This is a genomic window from Chryseobacterium sp., assembly GCF_022869225.1.
In the GTDB taxonomy this organism is placed as follows: domain Bacteria; phylum Bacteroidota; class Bacteroidia; order Flavobacteriales; family Weeksellaceae; genus Chryseobacterium.
Genome location: NZ_JALIHL010000001.1, coordinates 4217388 through 4234482, shown reverse-complemented (window position 1 = coordinate 4234482; position 17095 = coordinate 4217388). Strand labels below are relative to the sequence as shown.

Below are 17095 nucleotides of genomic sequence, written 5' to 3'. Positions count from 1 at the left end.
TGTTCTACAAATTTAACATAATTTTCTAAATATAAAAATTTTAGAGTAAATTTGACAAAAAAATAGCTTGAAAAGAGAAATTAAGACCACAAACGACGGTAGTAAAACACTGTTTATCAATTATTTAAATGAAAACTACCATTCTCATCACGGGGCCCTACAAGAAGCCGAACACGTGTTTATCAAAAATGGATTGAATTTGATAAATGATTGCGAAATTAATATTTTAGAACTCGGTTTTGGAACAGGTTTGAATGTTTTAGTGACAATTAATGAATATTTAAAAACTGACAAAAATCATGTCATCAATTATTTTTCGCTCGAAAAATACCCCATAAATGAATCCGAAGTGAACGATTTGGCCTATTTTGAACTTTTTGATAACCCAGAATTAAAAAATATTTATCAGAAAATTCATCTGGCAGATTGGGAAAAGTCAGTTGAAATCACCAGTGGTTTCAATTTAAAGAAGATAGAATGTGACTTTTTCAGCCTGAAAGACACTGATTTACCCAAAATCAATCTGGTCTACTTTGACTGTTTCGGAGCCAGGGTACAGCCTGATCTTTGGGAAAAACCCCTTTTTGAAATGGTTTCTGACAAAATGGCCGTTAATGGATTATTAACAACCTATTCTTCTAAAGGAAGCGTAAGGAGAATTCTTCAGGAGCTCAATTTCCAGGTAGAGAAAAAACAGGGACCTCCGGGAAAAAGAGAAATGATCAATGCTGTTAAATTGTAAGGCGCAGGAAGGAAAGAACCAGAAGTGAATAGCAGGGATCATAAAGGCAGGTATGAAAATTGGCTTCGTACTTTATTGATACATTATCCCGTATTAGCCTTCTCAGCGCCCTTTGCCTTACCAGCTTCTTTCGCGCTTCGGGAAAATTCCTTACTTTAGCTTTACAAAATATTATACATTATATATATGATAGACAAGATCAACATTAGAGTGTATGCCTGTGCTGTAAAAGACAAAAAGGTTTTAACTTTATTTGAAGAATATGCCGGCGAACCTTTAGTGAAATTTCCGGGCGGCGGATTAGAATATGGCGAAGGAGTACTGGAATGCCTGCACCGAGAGTTCGATGAAGAGCTTAATGTGAAAATAGAAGTCGTAGAACATTTGTATACCCAGGAAAACTTTCTGGTTTCCCGCTTCAGGGAAAATGAACAGCTTCTTACCATATATTATATCGTCAATATCACCAATGAAGAAGATTTCCTGATTATGGATCCCTGTATTGAAAGAACAGAATGGATGGCGATCGACAGACCGGACAACCCGTTTCCTCTACCTATAGACAAAATCGTATTTGATAAATTAAAAGAAAAATTCCTGTAAGATGCTTACAGGAATTTTATATTTTATTTTTTGACTTTAAACTGACTTGCCCCCGGGTAAGGTTTTAAATAACCTGAATTCCAGTTGGACTGCAGCAATGATTCTATAAACTCATCACTTCTGTTTTTATGGGGATCATATCTGTCTTTCAGATCGATATCTGCCATTTTGCCTTTCAAATTCCACCAAAAAGCACTGAATCCTCCTCTCAGCTCTCTGATGATCTCATATACATTTTTACCGGTAGCCCTGTTCATTAACTTCGCAAAAACCTGGCCTTCAGTAGTCGTAAGATCTCTCAGTTGTTTTTCATACTGATCGGCAAGCATACTTTGTCTGTCTCTTACAAACTTTCTCTTAGCCTTGCTATCCATATCGTTCATGTCTACCTGGATATCTCTGTATTGCTGTAAAGCTGTTACAAATAACGGATATACCCTGTACAGCTTTTTATTGAGGAAATAATAGTAATTCTTATCCAGCTGATTGTTGAATCTCGGCTTATTGACCAAAACCAACTCGTCCAGCACGACGACAGGCTCACCGTTTATTTCATAGACTTTAACCTTTTGCTGCTCGTCGTAATAATACTTATTACCGAATTCATCCACTTTTAGAGATTCCGGCGGGTATTGGTTTAGAGGTTTTGCCACTATAGTATCCTTTTGACCAAAAACGCTGACTCCAAAAAAGAAAATAAAAAGGCAGATAATCTTACTAAAATTCATTATTTTTACACTTATTAGAACAAAAATTAAACGCAAAAATCATTCCTTTTTATGAAATTTGAAAAGAAATCTTTGAAATTTTTAGAGAAATATTTAAACACCTCATCGCCAACGGGTTACGAACACAAAGGACAGGAAGTATGGATGGAGTATATCAGACCTTATGTAGACAAAATTGAAGTGGATCATTACGGAACCTGTTATGGTATAATAAATCCCGAAGCTGAATTTAAAGTAGTGATTGAAGCTCATGCTGACGAAATTTCATGGTACATCAATTATATTACGGATGAAGGATTGATCTATGTGATCAGAAACGGAGGGTCGGATCAAACATTGCCCCTTCAAAAGTAGTTCACATCCATGGAGAACAAGGAATTGTAAAGGGAGTATTCGGATGGCCGGCCATCCACACCAGAACCAACCAGAATGAACCTACCCCGAAAATTGAGAATATTTTCATCGACTGCGGGGCCACTTCTAAAAAAGAAGTGGAAGAAATGGGAATTTTCGTAGGATGCATGATCACCTATCCGGACGAATTCTTCGAGATGAATAACAGGTATTTTGTCTGCAGAGCACTGGACAACAGGATCGGAGGGTTTATGATCGCTGAAGTAGCAAGACTTCTGAAAGAAAACAAAAAAACAATTCCGTTTGGGCTTTACATCACCAATTCTGTTCAGGAAGAAGTAGGATTATACGGTGCCGATATGATTGCCGATACCATTAAGCCTAATATTGCCATTGTAACGGATGTTACCCACGATACCACTACCCCAATGATTGAGAAGAAAAAAGAAGGAGATCAGAAATGTGGTGCAGGGCCTGTTGTATTCTTTGCTCCAAGTGTACACCACACGATCAGGGAACTGATCATTAATACCGCCAAAACAAAAAAGATCCCTTTCCAGAGAGCGGCAGCAAGCAGAGCGACAGGCACAGATACGGATGCTTTTGCCCATTCTAACGGCGGTGTACCAAGTGCTTTAATTTCCTTACCTTTGCGCTATATGCATACAACGGTAGAAATGGTTTCTAAAGAAGATGTGGGGAATGTTATCAAACTGATCTACGAAACGATTCTGAACATCAAACCGGAAATGAAACTGAAGTATCATTAATAGAATCAAGAGGAAAGACACAAGATTCAAGACTCCTAAAATAGATGTTAAAGTGCACTATATGTTCACAACTCATCTCTTGGTTCCTGGCTCTTGACTCTAAATATCTAATATAAAGTAAAAATGAAAACGAAGCTTATTGCTCCTTCCCTTTTATCTGCAGACTTTGGGAATCTGCAAAGAGACATTGAAATGCTGAACAGATCTCAGGCAGACTGGTTTCATATTGACGTAATGGACGGGAGATTTGTCCCTAACATTTCATTCGGTTTCCCTGTAATGAAAACCGTTCAGCAGCATGCTAAAAAATTTGTAGATGTACATTTAATGATCGTAGAACCTGAAAAATACGTTGACGAATTTATCAATCATGGCGCAGACCTGATTTCCGTACATTATGAAGCATGTACTCACCTTCACAGAACAATTCACCATATCCAGAGCAGAGGGGCTAAAGCCGGTGTTGTTTTAAATCCTTCCACTCCGGTTTTAATGCTTGAAGACATTATTGCAGATGTGGATCTTGTATTATTAATGAGTGTAAACCCTGGATTCGGGGGACAGAAATTCATTGAAAACACCTATAAAAAAATTGCAGAGACCAAAGACCTGATCTTAAGCAATAATTCTACCGCACTTATTGAAATAGACGGAGGTGTAAATCTTGATAATGCATCAAAACTTTTTGAAGCGGGAGCTGACGTATTAGTGGCCGGAAATGCAGTATTCTCTGCTGAAAGCCCGGAAAGAACCATTGAGCTTTTAAAGATTTAAAATCATTCTCAACTATACAGAAAAAAGGCGGTTCTCACAAACCGCCTTTTCTCATTTTTGGAATTTTGAATTGATGTGGTTATTAGCTTTCTATTCGTTTATCTTTTAGCTGCTCTTGATAACAACACAAAGATCTGCATAAAGTCTTATATAACCATCAGTAGAAATACCGAATTTACCAATGGGTATTTTTACTTACGCTTATACTTCCCTGTTCCAAATACATGCACAAACTACCAGGGCAATACTGACCACAGAGAACAGGGATCTTATGTTATTTAAAAAATTCCATTTATTTTCAAAACTTTCGCGCATCTGCCGAATGGCATCTGCCGTAGAGCCTGAGATATCAAATCGATCAAGCATATCATTCATCGGGACATTTCCAACTGCCGTAACTCCAAAAACGCCTATGAGATAAGCCAATGTTGCCAGTAAAAGAAAAATAAATACAGGCTGCTGTCCGCGGAACACAAATGTAGAGACAGGAAGAAGAACCGCAGTCCCTATAAAACTCATAAAAAACACAGGATTAAGGATTTCCCTGTTGATGCTCTGCATCGCCTTTATATATTCCGTATCAGACAGTTTTCCCAATCCGAGAACAACAGAACAGGAATAGGCATAGAAGAGCCCTCCGATTAAAGCAGTAAGCACAGCTGTAATAAGTAATAATAAAGTGGTCATTTTCATATATTTTGGTTGATGGTTAATCGTCAGAATACCTTAATGGAACACTCCTGCCGCTAATAAACAGGCCGTTAATACCGTTGGAATTTCCGTAGCCTTCTTTTTAAAGGAATTTTTATAATAAATGTTCCATTATTTCCTGTTAAAAATACAATAATTTACGTTTGAAGGTTCAGTTTCATGATTTATGTTTTTTATTGAGGTAAGATTTTGTTTAAATGATTAAAAATAGGCTGCCTTTGTTTATATTTATCATTAAAAAAACAAATGAGAAACAGACTGATCAAAGCTGTAATCCTCGGGTTAATACTATCACACAGCATCACTGTAAAAGCCCAATCGGCAGAGCCCCAAAAGAAGATGGAATGGTTCAAAAATGCCAAGCTGGGTATTTTTATTCATTGGGGAATTTATTCCGTCAATGGAATTTCCGAATCATGGTCATTCTTCAACAATTATATTAACCATGAAAATTACATGAAACAGCTGAACGGATTTTCAGCTTCAAAATACCGGCCGGACCAGTGGGTGGAACTGATCAAGGAATCCGGGGCACAATATGCGGTTATCACCTCCAAACATCATGACGGCGTATCTCTCTGGAACTCAAAGGGAGAAAAAGCAATCACGATCCCTGATCATTCTCTTGCCAAAAAAGATGTCTTAAGTCCTTTTATATCAAATCTTAAAAAGTCAGGATTAAAAACCGGACTCTATTTTTCTCTTCCCGACTGGAGCCATCCTTATTACGATATCAATACCCGGACAAAAAAAAGGTATGAAATAAAAAATGAACCGAAACGCTGGCAAAGTTTTATACATTATTATCAAACTCAGCTGAATGAGCTCTCTTCCCGATACAAACCGGATCTGTTATGGTTTGATGGTGACTGGGAGCATACCTCTGAAGAATGGAAAGCTTCTCAGACCCTGGATATTTTAAGGCAATATAATCCCGACATCATTATCAATTCAAGGCTTAATAATCATGGAGACTATGATACTCCGGAACAGGGAATCCCGGTTATTGCCCCTCAAAACCCGTACTGGGAACTCTGCTATACCATGAATGACTCGTGGGGATACCAGCCCTATGACACCCATTATAAAACCCCCAATATGATGGTCCGGACACTTGCAGATGTCATCAGCATGGGTGGTAATTTACTGCTTGATATAGGGCCAAAAGCAGATGGAAGTCTTCCTGAAAAGCAGGTTGAAATTCTAAAGAATCTCGGAAGATGGGTTTCAAAAAACAAAAGAGCAGTGTATGGCACAGACCGGGGAATCCCCTTTGAAAATTACAAAGGCAAATCTTCTTTTTCCGAAGCCAAAAAGTCTTTATTTCTTTATTTGGAAGAAGCCAAAAGTCTGACTAAAATCTACGGGCTCGCAACAAAACCCACCTCCGTTAAAATCGTTGGAAACGGCCAGGCTGTCATTAATAGTGATTATAGTGACAAAAAGACACTGACACTTCATTTTTCAAAAGTAAAATTTGATCAGGATGTTACTGTTGTTGAGCTTACTTTTGATCAGCCGCCTGTATTTGTCAAAGATTTAAAAAAGGAACAATATACGCTTTCCGAATTACTGGCTCAAAAAAATGTTCAATCGGCAGCATATGACATCGCTGAAACCCTGCATCGGGGAGAAAATATATTCATGAATTCCGGACTTACCCAAGACGGACTTGATATGCAGCTGCCCAAAACACCGCAAAGCAACCCTGAAACACAGCAATGGATCAGTACACATGCGGAAGCTTTATTTGAGACCGGCAAAGGATTGCCGGACGGGCATTATTCCGGTATGAGCACTCTTTCAAAGGATAAACAGACCCTCTATCTTTTTGTAGAAGGCGAACCGACAGGCCCCATCGCTTTGAAAGGAATCAAAAACGGAATTGCCAGAATAAGAATTGTAGGTGAAGGAACCTTACTTAATCATGAAATTTACAATAAACTTTACTGGAGTGACAGGCCTGGAATTATTTATATTGATATTCCCAAGGATAGGCTTGATAAGAATATTACGGTCATTGCAGTATTGCTGGATAAGCCTTTAGAGCTTTACAGGGAAAAGATCGGTGCAATAGAGAATAATCTTTAAACCTTCAGCCGCCGGATTTCCAGGTGCATAATGCTGTAGGTAAAGCGATCTGACCTGGTGTAAAAACAAAATCCGGAGAAATTCTCCGGATTTTTTATTTCGTTAGGAAATTTCTTAGAAAATCTCTCTTCCAGAAAAATGGAACTGAGCTTCGATAAGAGCATTCTCGTTAGAATCTGATCCGTGAACAGCGTTCTCACCAATGCTTCTTGCAAACATTTTTCTGATCGTACCTTCTGCTGCTTCTGCAGGGTTTGTAGAACCGATTAATGTTCTAAAGTCTTCAACTGCATTTTCTTTTTCTAAAACAGCAGCTACGATAGGTCCTGAGCTCATGAATTCTACCAGCTCCCCATAAAATGGTCTTTCAGCATGTACTTCATAGAATTTTTTAGCATCAGCCACTGTAAGCTGAGTTAATTTTAAAGCTTTGATTTTAAAACCTCCTTCTGCAATCTTACCTAATATAGCACCGATATGTCCGTCAGCAACTGCATCAGGCTTAATCATAGTGAATGTAATGTTAGACATAAATGTATATTTTTTTAATGGCGCAAAATTACAAAAAATATCTTTGATTTTTATTTTAAATTTTTTTTAACATAAAAATAACTTTTATTAAGAAATGACAGATTAAACTTTGGCACAGTAATTGTTTATTCTATTGCGATTCTCATGTTTAATTTGAGTTTTCATGGTTATTAGTTTTTACCCAGCTTCGGCTGGGTTTTTTATTTGCAATAATTCAGTGATTTTATTGCGGATTTGATAAAATTAAAAACCATATAAAATCATATTTACAGGGTATTGCTTCTATTTCAATCAATGAAATAATGAAAAAAAAATATTTTTTTTTCAAAAAGCAGTTCTCAATCCATTTCCGGGTATCAAAAAAAGGCAGAATATGACAAATTTTCAATGCCAAAAAGTGGAGTTATTCTAAAATTAGTTTTTTTTTGATTAAAAAAATAAAATGGACATTCCTATTTTTTATAAAAATGCAGCCTGTTCAGATAAAATTTTCTTCCGGGAAATATGCAGGGGGAATAAGTACAGATTATTTGTATAATCTGCTATGATCATGTAAGAATAAAAATCTGATTATTTTTGAGAGGCTTCTTCTGCTTCTTCCATTAGTTTTATATACGTGGAATAACGGGAATGCTGAATTTCTCCGGTTTCCAGAGCTTCGGTAACGGCACATTTTGGCTCATTAATATGAAGACAGTTATGAAATTTACACTCTTCTCTTTTTTTGAAGATTTCGGGAAAATAATGCTGTACCTCTTCTTTTTCGATGTCAATCATCGCAAACTCGCGTACTCCCGGTGTGTCAATAACATTTCCACCAAAATCCCAAAAGTGCATCTGGGCAAAAGTGGTGGTATGCTTCCCTTTAAGATGAGTGTCTGATATTTCAGAAGTTTTCAGATTAAGGCCCGGCTGCAATGCGTTCACCAGTGTAGATTTTCCACAACCCGAATGACCGAAGAATACAGAAGTCTTATCTTTAAGAAGTTCCTTAAGCTGATCAAGATTCAACCTGGAGTAAGATGAAATTTCTAAAGTATCATATCCTATTTCCTGATAAAGAAATTCAATATCTTTTACGATCTCAATTTCTTCTTCATGCAGCACATCCATTTTATTGAACAGAATCAGAGGGGTGATATTATAAGCTTCACAGCAGGCTAAGAACCGGTCCAGAAAACCAAGTGAAGTTTCCGGATGTTTCAGCGTAAAGATAAAACATGCCAGATCGATATTGGAAGCAATAATATGGGCTTCTTTGGATAGGTTTACCGATTTTCTGATCAGATAATTTCTGCGGGGATCAATTTTGGTAATCCACGCGATATCATCCTGTTCCAGCTGGAACTCAACAAAATCTCCAACAGCAAGCGGATTGGTAAGCCTTGTTTTGATCAGTTTGAACTTCCCCCGGATTCTGGCTTCGAAAATTTTATTAGTTTCCAATTCCAAAACCTGGTACCAACTGCCTGTAGATTTGATGATTTTTCCTTTCATAGATAATGCTGGTGCAAATATAAGAAATTAGGGCTTAGGGTTTAGGATATAGTTGAAAACAAATGCTACAATTTTCGTTTAATCCAGATTCCCTAAGCCCTATTATTACTAACAGAGCGCTTCATCAGTAAAACTTGGGAGGACTTCTCCCTAATCCTGATCCTGATCGCTGTTATCTATTATCTTTCAATCATGATATTATTCTGTACTTCAATAGATTCTTCGTGAATTGCTTTGAATACTTTTTCTATAAATTCATGAGACATTCCTGTTTCTTTCGCTTTTTGGCTGGCATATTCCGTAATAACTTTCCAGCGTTCAGGCTGGAAGATGGCAATGTCATTTTCTTTCTTAAGCTTACCGATTTTTTCGGATATTTTCATCCTCTGGGAAAGCAGCTCAATTAACTGGAAGTCAATATCAGAAATCAATGTCCTGTGTCTTCCCATTTCCCCTTCAAATCCTGCAAGGTTTGGATTTCTAACTTTTAAGTTTCCGATAAGCTCAGCCAATACCTCAGGGGTAATTTGCTGTGCAGCATCACTCCATGCTTCATCCGGGTTAGAGTGTGTTTCAATAATAGCCCCCTGGTATCCAACGTTAAGAGCTTCCTGAGTAATATCTGCCAATCCTGTTCTGTTCCCACAGATATGAGAAGGGTCTATCAACATCGGAATATTAGGAAACTGGCTTTTGAAATCTAAAGCAATCTGCCAGTTCGGGTTGTTTCTGTATTTGGTTTTCTGGTATGTTGAAAATCCTCTGTGGATAACACCCAGGTTTTTAATATCCTGTCCTAAAAGCCTTTCCAATGCCCCAATCCATAGTGCAAGGTCTGGATTTACAGGGTTTTTCACAAACACAGGTTTATCTGTTCCTCTTAAAGCCATCGCAATTTCCTGAACAGTAAAAGGATTCACTGTAGAGCGTGCTCCGATCCAAAGAACATCTACATCTGCTTCCAGTGCTGCAAACACATGGTGGGCATTGGCTACTTCAGTAGCTGTTTTAAATCCGTATTCTTCTTTTACTTTTTTCAGCCAGTTCAAACCGATCACTCCTACTCCTTCAAAACCGTTCGGTTTAGTACGAGGCTTCCAAATTCCCGCACGGAAAACAGAAACCTGTGCATTTGATTCTTTAATTCTTTTAGCTGTTTCAAGCATTTGAGCTTCGCTTTCCGCGCTACATGGTCCTGCAATCATCAAAGGCTGTGTAAGCCCATTGATCCAATCGTTTTTTAATTCTTTTAAGTTCATATTCTAAATGTATTGTTTTTTTATTTTTATTAAGTTCACAGCACAGCCCTTTCATTATAAAATTTACTTTATAAATCTTTTCAAAAAATGCCGTTCAATGTTTTTAAAGGAATCAGGAGAATAAAAGGGCTTTACGCCTCCTGTATTTTTTGGAAAGAAATTCAGTTAACAGTACCAATAAAATCGGTAATACGTTCTGAAATTTCTATAATAAGAAGCAGAAAAGCTAAAATAACCGCTAAAAAAATAATTAGCGGGTGCAAAATAAGACAGATATGAGTTCAATAATTTTTCCATTTTTTGGGCTGGAAATGTCTTGCTTTAGCGTTTCTTGTTACTATTTGTTTTTGTCGAAAAAATTATTTTTCACAACAATATTTTACAAATATATAAAAATTATGTCAAATCAAACTTCATTAAATCATCAAGATCTTTCAAAAGTGGATTTTTTTCGATAAATTTTTCAAATATTTTTCTTTTGGTAACGACTTCAATCTTCATATTTTCAACGTCTCTCAGGTAATCTACCTCAATCGTGTGGTTGTGAACTTTTCTTCTGAAATGATTAAAAAATTCTCCACTTATTTTATCAAATTCTACTTTGGCAGAATCAGACGGGTATAAAACTTTAATCTTATTCTCTTTTTCTTTGAGCAGTTTAAAGGTTTTTACCGCATTGAAAACAAAGCTGTCTTTTCTCTGAAGCTGCTTAAGCATAAGATTCCACTCCATTTGTAAATCTGTATCTGTAAAATGGTTTTGCGGAAGGTGTTCAGTCTTTACCGTTACGGTTTCTTCTACCGTCACTTTTTCTTCTGTATTCAGGAAAGAATTGATACTGAATCCTAAAGAGGCTCCCTGTTTCGATAAAGGTTTATTGGTCTTTTGTACTGCGGTTTCCTGCAGACTGTCGGATTTTATGGGAGGTTGGGCTGCGGGTGTTTCTTTTTTCTCCGGAGCTTTTTCAGGAATTTTCACTTCCTGCTTTTCACTGAGAAAGGGAGCCAGTATTAAGAACTTTTTTTTTTAGTATCGCCTGAATTAGCTGTCAGAGAAGCCAGCTGCATCAGTGCAATTTCAACTGTAAGTCTTGGATTTTTTGAATTTTTATAATTGATATCCGCATGATTGCAGATCTCAATGGCATCGATCAGCTGCTGGGCGTTCCATTTCTGGCTTTGTTCTACAAATCGGGCCTTTGTTTTTTCGCCCACCTCAATCAGTTCTATGGTGGCGGCATTTTGTGCCATCATAAGATCTCTGAAATGATTTCCTAATCCTGCAATAAAAATATGGGGGTCAAAGCCTTTTTTAACAATTTCATTCAATGCAAAAAGGACTTCGGGAATTTTGTTTTCTTTAGCCAGGTCTACAATATTCAGATACTGATCGTAATCTAAAATATTAAGGACTTCAGCAGCTTTAGCGAGCGTGATGTTTTTCTGGGAAAAAGTAGAAAGCCTGTCAAATATGGAAAGGGCATCTCTCAGTGCCCCGTCAGCCTTTTGAGCAATCAGATACAACGCATCATCTTCATACTGGATATTTTCTTTCTGCGCAATATTTCTTAAATGCCCCTGAATGTCTTCAATAATAATCCTTTTGAAGTCATAAATCTGGCATCTGGATAAAATGGTAGGAATGATTTTATGCTTTTCTGTAGTTGCCAGAATAAAAATGGCATGTGCAGGCGGTTCCTCAAGTGTTTTAAGGAACGCATTGAAAGCTGCAGAAGACAGCATGTGTACCTCATCAATGATATACACTTTATATTTTCCTACCTGAGGGGCAAAACGTACCTGATCAATAAGTTCTCTGATATCATCTACAGAGTTGTTGGAAGCAGCATCCAGTTCATAGATATTGTAGGCAAAGCCATCTTCTGAAACGGAACCGTCCTTTTCATTAATCTTTCTAGCCAAAATTCTGGCACAAGTAGTTTTACCCACACCACGAGGACCACAAAAAAGTAAAGCCTGAGCTAACTGGCTTTCCTCTATTGCATGTTCTAAAGTATCCGTAATATGGGATTGCCCAACAACCGTATCAAACTCCTGAGGGCGATATTTTCTTGCAGATACTATAAAATTTTCCATTGGTCAAAAGTAAGAAATATAGTTTTAATTTGAAAATTAAAAGTTTTCAAATTATCAACAAAAAACTGATTTCTGTTCAAATTGGAAAACTTTTAATGATCATTTTTTTGATTGTTTTGTTTGGTAGTAATAGTCTATAATCTCAACAATCACTTTTTCAACTTCACCTCTTCCTTCCTCAGTTCTCATATCAATACCACAGAATTCCGTTCCGTTGTATGCCGGAAATAAATTCAGATAGTATACTCCTGCTGCTATTAAAGCTAACATCGCTCTGACGTTTGTAGCATTTTCACCGAAATAAGGATCCGTTACATTTTCGAATAAATTAGCAGCTACCTCTTCTCTTTGCTTCAGTATATTTTTAAGTATTGGCTTACTTTCAGAAAGTTCCCAAAGAATAATTTTTTGTAATTCTTTGTTTTTCTTCAAGCTCTCAAACTGAGTAAGAATTCCTTGGGTCAGGGCATCCTTACCTTTTCCCACCTGTATTTCTTCTTCAATATTTGGACTGAATTTACTCCAATAATCCTGAGATTTTATGTATTCATCAATAAGTTTATCTGTACTTCCGAAGTACTCATAGATAAGCTTTTTGTCAAATCCGGCTACGGCTGCAATTTTACTTACTTTCAGACCTGAATAGCCTTTTACTCTCAAAATTTTACCAACTGCTGCAAGCAGTTTTTGTTTTGTTTTTTCTTTGTCCCTAATGGGTCCTTGCACTACTTTTCTAGGCATAATTTATTATTTTTTCGCAATATGCAATTTTTTATTAATATCATCAAAGACATTCAATGTTTTGTCAAGATGTTCTTTTTCGTGTCTTGCGGTCACAGTCATTCGGATTCGAGCGTCTTTTCTTGGTACCGCAGGGTACATAATAGGGTTTGTATAGACTCCTTCTTCTATCAATATTCTACCTATATCCCACATTTTACTTTGGTCCCCTATTTTCACCGGAATAATTGCTGAACAAGTAATTCCTGTATCTAACCCTAAATCATCAAGTCCCTTTTTAAAATAATTGATATTATTCCATAATTTATCTTTCCAAAACGGTTCTTCATCAATCAGATCAATCGCCTTTACTATTCCTGCAGAAGAGGGCGGCGCTGTTACGGAAAAAATATGTTGCCTTGACTGGAACTTAAGGAAAGATGCTATTTTTTTATTAGTAATCATATACCCTCCCAGATTACCAAACGTTTTGCTAGATGTTCCTGCTATAAAATCTACTTTCTGCAACAAATCATCATATTCCAGAGCTCCTCTTCCTGTTTCTCCCAGCACTCCAACACCATGAGCATCATCTACCATGAGATAGGCATTATACTTTTTTACAAGATCATAAATCTCGCTCGCACGCGACGTATCACCTTCCTGAGAGTATACTCCATCGATGATAACAAGCTTTGTACGGTACATACTTTCAGACATTTTCAAAATGTGCTCCAAAGCTTCCAGATTATTGTGCGGAAATGTTTTTTTATTGGTAAAAGCACATCCTTCATGTACACTTGCATGTACCCCCATATCTAAAATTGCAATATCTTCTTTCTGCATTAAAATCTGCAAAGTAGCACTATTAGCAGCATATCCGGTAGTAAACAATACTACTTCCTCTTCATTCCTTCCAAAAAACTGAGCGATTTTTTTTTCTAAAACATTATGATAATCAAAATATCCGCCAATAAGGGGCGATGCTCCTGTCCCTGTTCCATATTTTTCAATTCCTTCAATAGCAGCCCGTTTTACTTTCGGATGTTGTGAAAAACCTAAATAATCACTGGAAACAAAACTGATATATTCTTTATTGTGGTCTGCAATATCTATATTTAATGTTGCATTGCTTCCTGACGTATTTTTCAATCTGTAATTATTATGTCCTCTAGCGGTCATATGGTCTAGAAATTCATAAAAATAATCTGCTCTTTGAGCAATATCATAATCCGGTATATTCTCAAAATCTTTAAAAGTTGCTGTTGTAAAATCAATACTCATCCTTAATGTTGTTATGTTGTGGTTTGTGTGGTTTAATAAAAACAAATATATAACTATTTGGAGGCCTTCAGTTGTTCTCTAAAACAAATTATTATTAAAAGTAAATTATTTTATTATATGCTGCAAACCAAATTATATACCTGCCTGTTATCGTATATTTTTTCTTTTAAGATTAGCTTGTTTTTCTAATCTAAATTTATAAAAAAAAAGAAAATGATAAAATAATATCAATAAATATATCATAAAAAAGATATTCATTTTTTACAACCATCTCATTTATAAAACATTATTTTTCAAAAATTATGTTAAATATTTGATTTTTATTTAGTGAAAATCACTTTCTATAATAAAGCATTCCTGTTATAAGTCCCCAAAATGAGAAATAAAACATAACAAAACACATTCAACAGCCGTTTTTTTAATCAGTTATCCCTACTCGATTTTCTAAATATTCCGGGAGTTATTCCGGTCGTTTTTTTGAAAAATTTTGAAAAATTAGAAGGATCATAAGTAAAAATACGAGCAATCTCAGCGACGGATTTATCGGAATTCTCAAGCATTAACTGAGCTTGCTGAATAATTTTTTCATCATAAAAAAAACAGGGATGTTTTCCTTTTTCTTTCTTCACCGTATCGGTAAGATGCTGATGCGAAACAGCCAATTCGGAGGCAATTTCGTTCAGTTCCATCAATTCGGAAGCCCGCCCGGCAATCACATCCTGAATATGCTTTTCTAAAAAGTCAAAATACTGACCGGCAATTTCTTCACTTCTTTTCATCCTAGATCATTTAAAACAATAAATTTAAGAATAAGAAATTAAATATGATGGTGAATTTCCCGGAAAAACAGATCAATAGAAACTATCTTTAAATGCCTGTGTTGAATTTTTCACTTTTAACTTTTCAAGAATGTTCTGCCGGTGCCTGCTTACGGTATTGATACTTATGGAGAGTATATCCGCTATTTGCTTGCTGGCATATCCTTCACCAATCCATTTTAAAACTTCCAGTTCCCTTGGGCTCAGAATACTTTTATAATCCAGCCTGTCTTTTACGATGACTTCCCCTTTAGCCATATTAATAATCAAAAACTCCGGAATTGAGGACATTTCCAAAGCAATATTATAAAGACAAAGGGCAAATCTCAGTTTTCCATTATAGGGCGAATAGGTATAAAACATCCGGTGTTTAACCCATTTATATTCTCCGTTTTTATCCGCCATCCTGATTTTTGAGACTACGCTGTAATCGGTACGGATTTCCTTATTCATCGACTCCAGCAGTTTAAAGAAACGAAGTTCATGAATGTATTTTTTAAGCCTGTCATCAGGATGGATCTTTTTCAACATTTCCTCCTCCCAGATAGAATCAATTTCTACCGGATTTTCTTTACAGTTGAGGCCAAGTTCGGAAGCGGCTCCGGATTTGTACAGGTAGCTTTTATCTGCCTGCATATCACTCAGTACGCTTATGGCTCCTTCCATTTGTGAATACATTAATGCTCTCTGCTTATAAATCTCACTATCAAGCAGGCATTTTTTTGAAGTCTTGTCCAGTAATTGATCGTTTAATTGTTCCCGGATCTCCATAATGGTTATTTTTCAGTATTGGTGAGCTATTCCTTTAATTATACTTTTGCTAAAATAGTAATTTACCCTTAGAACTTATTTAAAAGAAAAATGAAGAGATTAATCTTGAGTTTCAGTGCTCTTTTCCTTATCCAGAAAATTTCAGCACAGACCTTAGAAAAAATGACATGGTTTAATGAACCTGAAAAATGGGAGATCAAAAACAACAGCCTCTCTATGTTTGTAACTCCGCAGAGTGATTACTGGAGGATTTCTCATTATGGCTTTACAGTAGATGATGCTCCTTTTTATTATACGACCTACGGCGGTGAATTTGAAGCAAAAGTGAAAATCACAGGAAATTACAAAGCAAGGTTTGACCAGATGGGCCTGATGCTGAGAACGGACAAGAACCATTATATCAAAGCCGGCGTTGAGTTCGTGGATGGAAAATACAATCTAAGTACTGTTGTGACTCATGATAAGAGCGACTGGAGCGTGATCACGTTAGATACAATCCCTGCCGCGATCTGGATAAAGGCCGTGAGGAGATTGGATGCTGTTGAAATCTTTTACTCTTTTGATGATAAAAACTACCGCATGATGCGTAATGCACCCTTTCAGGATAATATTCCGGTAATGGTAGGCTTAATGGCAGCCTGTCCTGACGGCGGAGGCTTTACTGCCACTTTTGAAAATTTCAAGATAAAGCATCTGCCGGACCAACGCAGATTAAAATGGCTTGAAAGCAATCAATAACCGATTGAAATACGTTTCAATATACAGTCAATTTTTGCCTCCCTTTTTGGGAGGTTTTTATTTTTACATCTTACCGGGAAAACGGATAAAAAAGCAAAAAGATCTCTTAAAAGAGACCCTTTGTTTTGGAGGCTGAATCTCTTGTGTTCTTAGAATCATTATTTTGGTTAAAAAACCTCTCTTTATCGTTGTTGGGAACTGTTTTGCAAAAGTATAAATCTTCTGGGTAGGGTGCAAAAATCCAATGTAGAATTAACGTCATATTTTTGTAAAACTTTTACTACAACATCAAAGTAAATTGAAAATTTAAATCAATAAATGATATAATGAAAACAAATAACATAAATTAAAAAACTCACTGGTCTGAGGATCAAATATTTTATTGAAAATCACGGTAAAGAAACCGCATCGTTTTATGGGTATACCTTCTGCAGCCAGAATCGGGAGCTTAAAAGAACCTAGGTGAGAATCATCCATGTATCGGGGCAAAAACAACAAACATTGAGAATAAAAACTCTCTTCTTGTAGAAATATGACTACAAAAAAGGCTCAATTACTTGGTTTAAAACCATCCGCGGCAGATAAAACTCATATTAAAACGAATCAAA

16 protein-coding genes and 1 pseudogene are annotated in these 17095 nt (G+C 36.4%); 6 read left to right on the top strand and 11 right to left on the bottom strand.

Annotated elements, in window-relative coordinates; all coding sequences use genetic code 11:
- The first annotated feature begins 67 nt into the window (after positions 1–67).
- Both mnmD and MUW56_RS19810 read left to right on the top strand, forming a co-directional pair.
- Complete coding sequence (mnmD, locus tag MUW56_RS19815) at positions 68–742, top strand: tRNA (5-methylaminomethyl-2-thiouridine)(34)-methyltransferase MnmD (RefSeq protein WP_292014815.1); 675 nt, start codon at positions 68–70, stop codon at positions 740–742.
- 186 nt (positions 743–928) lie between these two features.
- Entirely contained in the window at positions 929–1345 is a 417-nt protein-coding gene (locus tag MUW56_RS19810; RefSeq protein WP_292014814.1) for an NUDIX hydrolase, read from the top strand.
- A gap of 23 nt (positions 1346–1368) precedes the next feature.
- Here MUW56_RS19810 and MUW56_RS19805 read toward each other — a convergent pair whose 3' ends face one another.
- Positions 1369–2073, bottom strand: a complete 705-nt coding sequence (locus tag MUW56_RS19805; protein ID WP_292014813.1) for a DUF4294 domain-containing protein — start codon at positions 2071–2073, stop codon at positions 1369–1371.
- Positions 2074–2124: 51 nt separating this feature from the next.
- Here MUW56_RS19805 and MUW56_RS19800 point away from each other — a divergent pair.
- Positions 2125–3197, top strand: a pseudogene (locus MUW56_RS19800) (M28 family peptidase).
- 123 nt (positions 3198–3320) lie between these two features.
- A complete protein-coding gene (rpe, locus tag MUW56_RS19795; RefSeq protein ID WP_292014812.1) occupies positions 3321–3971 on the top strand; it encodes a ribulose-phosphate 3-epimerase in 651 nt (216 codons plus the stop codon).
- Between the two features lie 201 nt (positions 3972–4172).
- On the opposite strand, the gene MUW56_RS19790 is transcribed toward rpe, so the two are convergent.
- Positions 4173–4658 carry an anthrone oxygenase family protein gene (locus MUW56_RS19790; RefSeq protein ID WP_292014811.1) on the bottom strand — a complete coding sequence of 162 codons (486 nt, stop codon included), beginning with the start codon at positions 4656–4658 and terminating at the stop codon, positions 4173–4175.
- Positions 4659–4928: 270 nt separating this feature from the next.
- Here MUW56_RS19790 and MUW56_RS19785 point away from each other — a divergent pair, with 270 nt between their 5' ends.
- Positions 4929–6773 (top strand): alpha-L-fucosidase, encoded by a 1845-nt coding sequence (locus tag MUW56_RS19785; protein WP_292014810.1) that lies wholly within the window; start codon positions 4929–4931, stop codon positions 6771–6773.
- Between the two features lie 114 nt (positions 6774–6887).
- Here MUW56_RS19785 and MUW56_RS19780 read toward each other — a convergent pair whose 3' ends face one another.
- The 9 genes from MUW56_RS19780 to MUW56_RS19740 form a co-directional block, all read right to left on the bottom strand.
- On the bottom strand, positions 6888–7304 hold the full coding sequence (locus tag MUW56_RS19780) for a nucleoside-diphosphate kinase (protein WP_291937390.1): 417 nt from the start codon (positions 7302–7304) through the stop codon (positions 6888–6890).
- A gap of 570 nt (positions 7305–7874) precedes the next feature.
- Complete coding sequence (rsgA, locus tag MUW56_RS19775; RefSeq protein ID WP_292014809.1) at positions 7875–8801, bottom strand: ribosome small subunit-dependent GTPase A; 927 nt, start codon at positions 8799–8801, stop codon at positions 7875–7877.
- 179 nt (positions 8802–8980) lie between these two features.
- Entirely contained in the window at positions 8981–10060 is a 1080-nt protein-coding gene (locus MUW56_RS19770; RefSeq protein WP_292014808.1) for a chorismate mutase, read from the bottom strand.
- 396 nt (positions 10061–10456) lie between these two features.
- Positions 10457–11038: a hypothetical protein gene (locus MUW56_RS19765; RefSeq protein ID WP_292014807.1), complete on the bottom strand. Its 582-nt coding sequence runs from the start codon at positions 11036–11038 to the stop codon at positions 10457–10459.
- Between the two features lie 32 nt (positions 11039–11070).
- Entirely contained in the window at positions 11071–12156 is a 1086-nt protein-coding gene (gene dnaX, locus MUW56_RS19760) for a DNA polymerase III subunit gamma/tau (RefSeq protein WP_292014806.1), read from the bottom strand.
- 99 nt (positions 12157–12255) lie between these two features.
- Positions 12256–12897, bottom strand: coding sequence for a TetR/AcrR family transcriptional regulator (locus MUW56_RS19755; protein WP_292014805.1), 642 nt, complete (start codon positions 12895–12897; stop codon positions 12256–12258).
- A gap of 6 nt (positions 12898–12903) precedes the next feature.
- Positions 12904–14160, bottom strand: a complete 1257-nt coding sequence (locus MUW56_RS19750; protein ID WP_292014804.1) for an aminotransferase class I/II-fold pyridoxal phosphate-dependent enzyme — start codon at positions 14158–14160, stop codon at positions 12904–12906.
- Positions 14161–14582: 422 nt separating this feature from the next.
- Positions 14583–14939, bottom strand: coding sequence for an AraC family transcriptional regulator (locus MUW56_RS19745; protein ID WP_292014803.1), 357 nt, complete (start codon positions 14937–14939; stop codon positions 14583–14585).
- A 72-nt stretch (positions 14940–15011) separates the two neighbouring features.
- On the bottom strand, positions 15012–15749 hold the full coding sequence (locus tag MUW56_RS19740) for a response regulator transcription factor (RefSeq protein ID WP_292014802.1): 738 nt from the start codon (positions 15747–15749) through the stop codon (positions 15012–15014).
- Positions 15750–15839: 90 nt separating this feature from the next.
- Between MUW56_RS19740 and MUW56_RS19735 the strand changes: the two genes are divergently transcribed.
- Positions 15840–16487 (top strand): DUF1349 domain-containing protein, encoded by a 648-nt coding sequence (locus tag MUW56_RS19735; RefSeq protein WP_292014801.1) that lies wholly within the window; start codon positions 15840–15842, stop codon positions 16485–16487.
- Positions 16488–17095: the final 608 nt, after the last annotated feature.

Coding starts and splice junctions, on each gene's coding strand:
- rpe (WP_292014812.1), top strand. CDS start 3,321: ATGAAAACGAAGCTTATTGCTCCTTCCCTTTTATCTGCAGACTTTGGG.
- rsgA (WP_292014809.1), bottom strand. CDS start 8,801: ATGAAAGGAAAAATCATCAAATCTACAGGCAGTTGGTACCAGGTTTTG.
- MUW56_RS19785 (WP_292014810.1), top strand. CDS start 4,929: ATGAGAAACAGACTGATCAAAGCTGTAATCCTCGGGTTAATACTATCA.
- MUW56_RS19745 (WP_292014803.1), bottom strand. CDS start 14,939: ATGAAAAGAAGTGAAGAAATTGCCGGTCAGTATTTTGACTTTTTAGAA.
- MUW56_RS19750 (WP_292014804.1), bottom strand. CDS start 14,160: ATGAGTATTGATTTTACAACAGCAACTTTTAAAGATTTTGAGAATATA.
- MUW56_RS19755 (WP_292014805.1), bottom strand. CDS start 12,897: ATGCCTAGAAAAGTAGTGCAAGGACCCATTAGGGACAAAGAAAAAACA.
- MUW56_RS19780 (WP_291937390.1), bottom strand. CDS start 7,304: ATGTCTAACATTACATTCACTATGATTAAGCCTGATGCAGTTGCTGAC.
- MUW56_RS19805 (WP_292014813.1), bottom strand. CDS start 2,073: ATGAATTTTAGTAAGATTATCTGCCTTTTTATTTTCTTTTTTGGAGTC.
- MUW56_RS19770 (WP_292014808.1), bottom strand. CDS start 10,060: ATGAACTTAAAAGAATTAAAAAACGATTGGATCAATGGGCTTACACAG.
- dnaX (WP_292014806.1), bottom strand. CDS start 12,156: ATGGAAAATTTTATAGTATCTGCAAGAAAATATCGCCCTCAGGAGTTT.
- MUW56_RS19735 (WP_292014801.1), top strand. CDS start 15,840: ATGAAGAGATTAATCTTGAGTTTCAGTGCTCTTTTCCTTATCCAGAAA.
- MUW56_RS19810 (WP_292014814.1), top strand. CDS start 929: ATGATAGACAAGATCAACATTAGAGTGTATGCCTGTGCTGTAAAAGAC.
- MUW56_RS19740 (WP_292014802.1), bottom strand. CDS start 15,749: ATGGAGATCCGGGAACAATTAAACGATCAATTACTGGACAAGACTTCA.
- MUW56_RS19790 (WP_292014811.1), bottom strand. CDS start 4,658: ATGACCACTTTATTATTACTTATTACAGCTGTGCTTACTGCTTTAATC.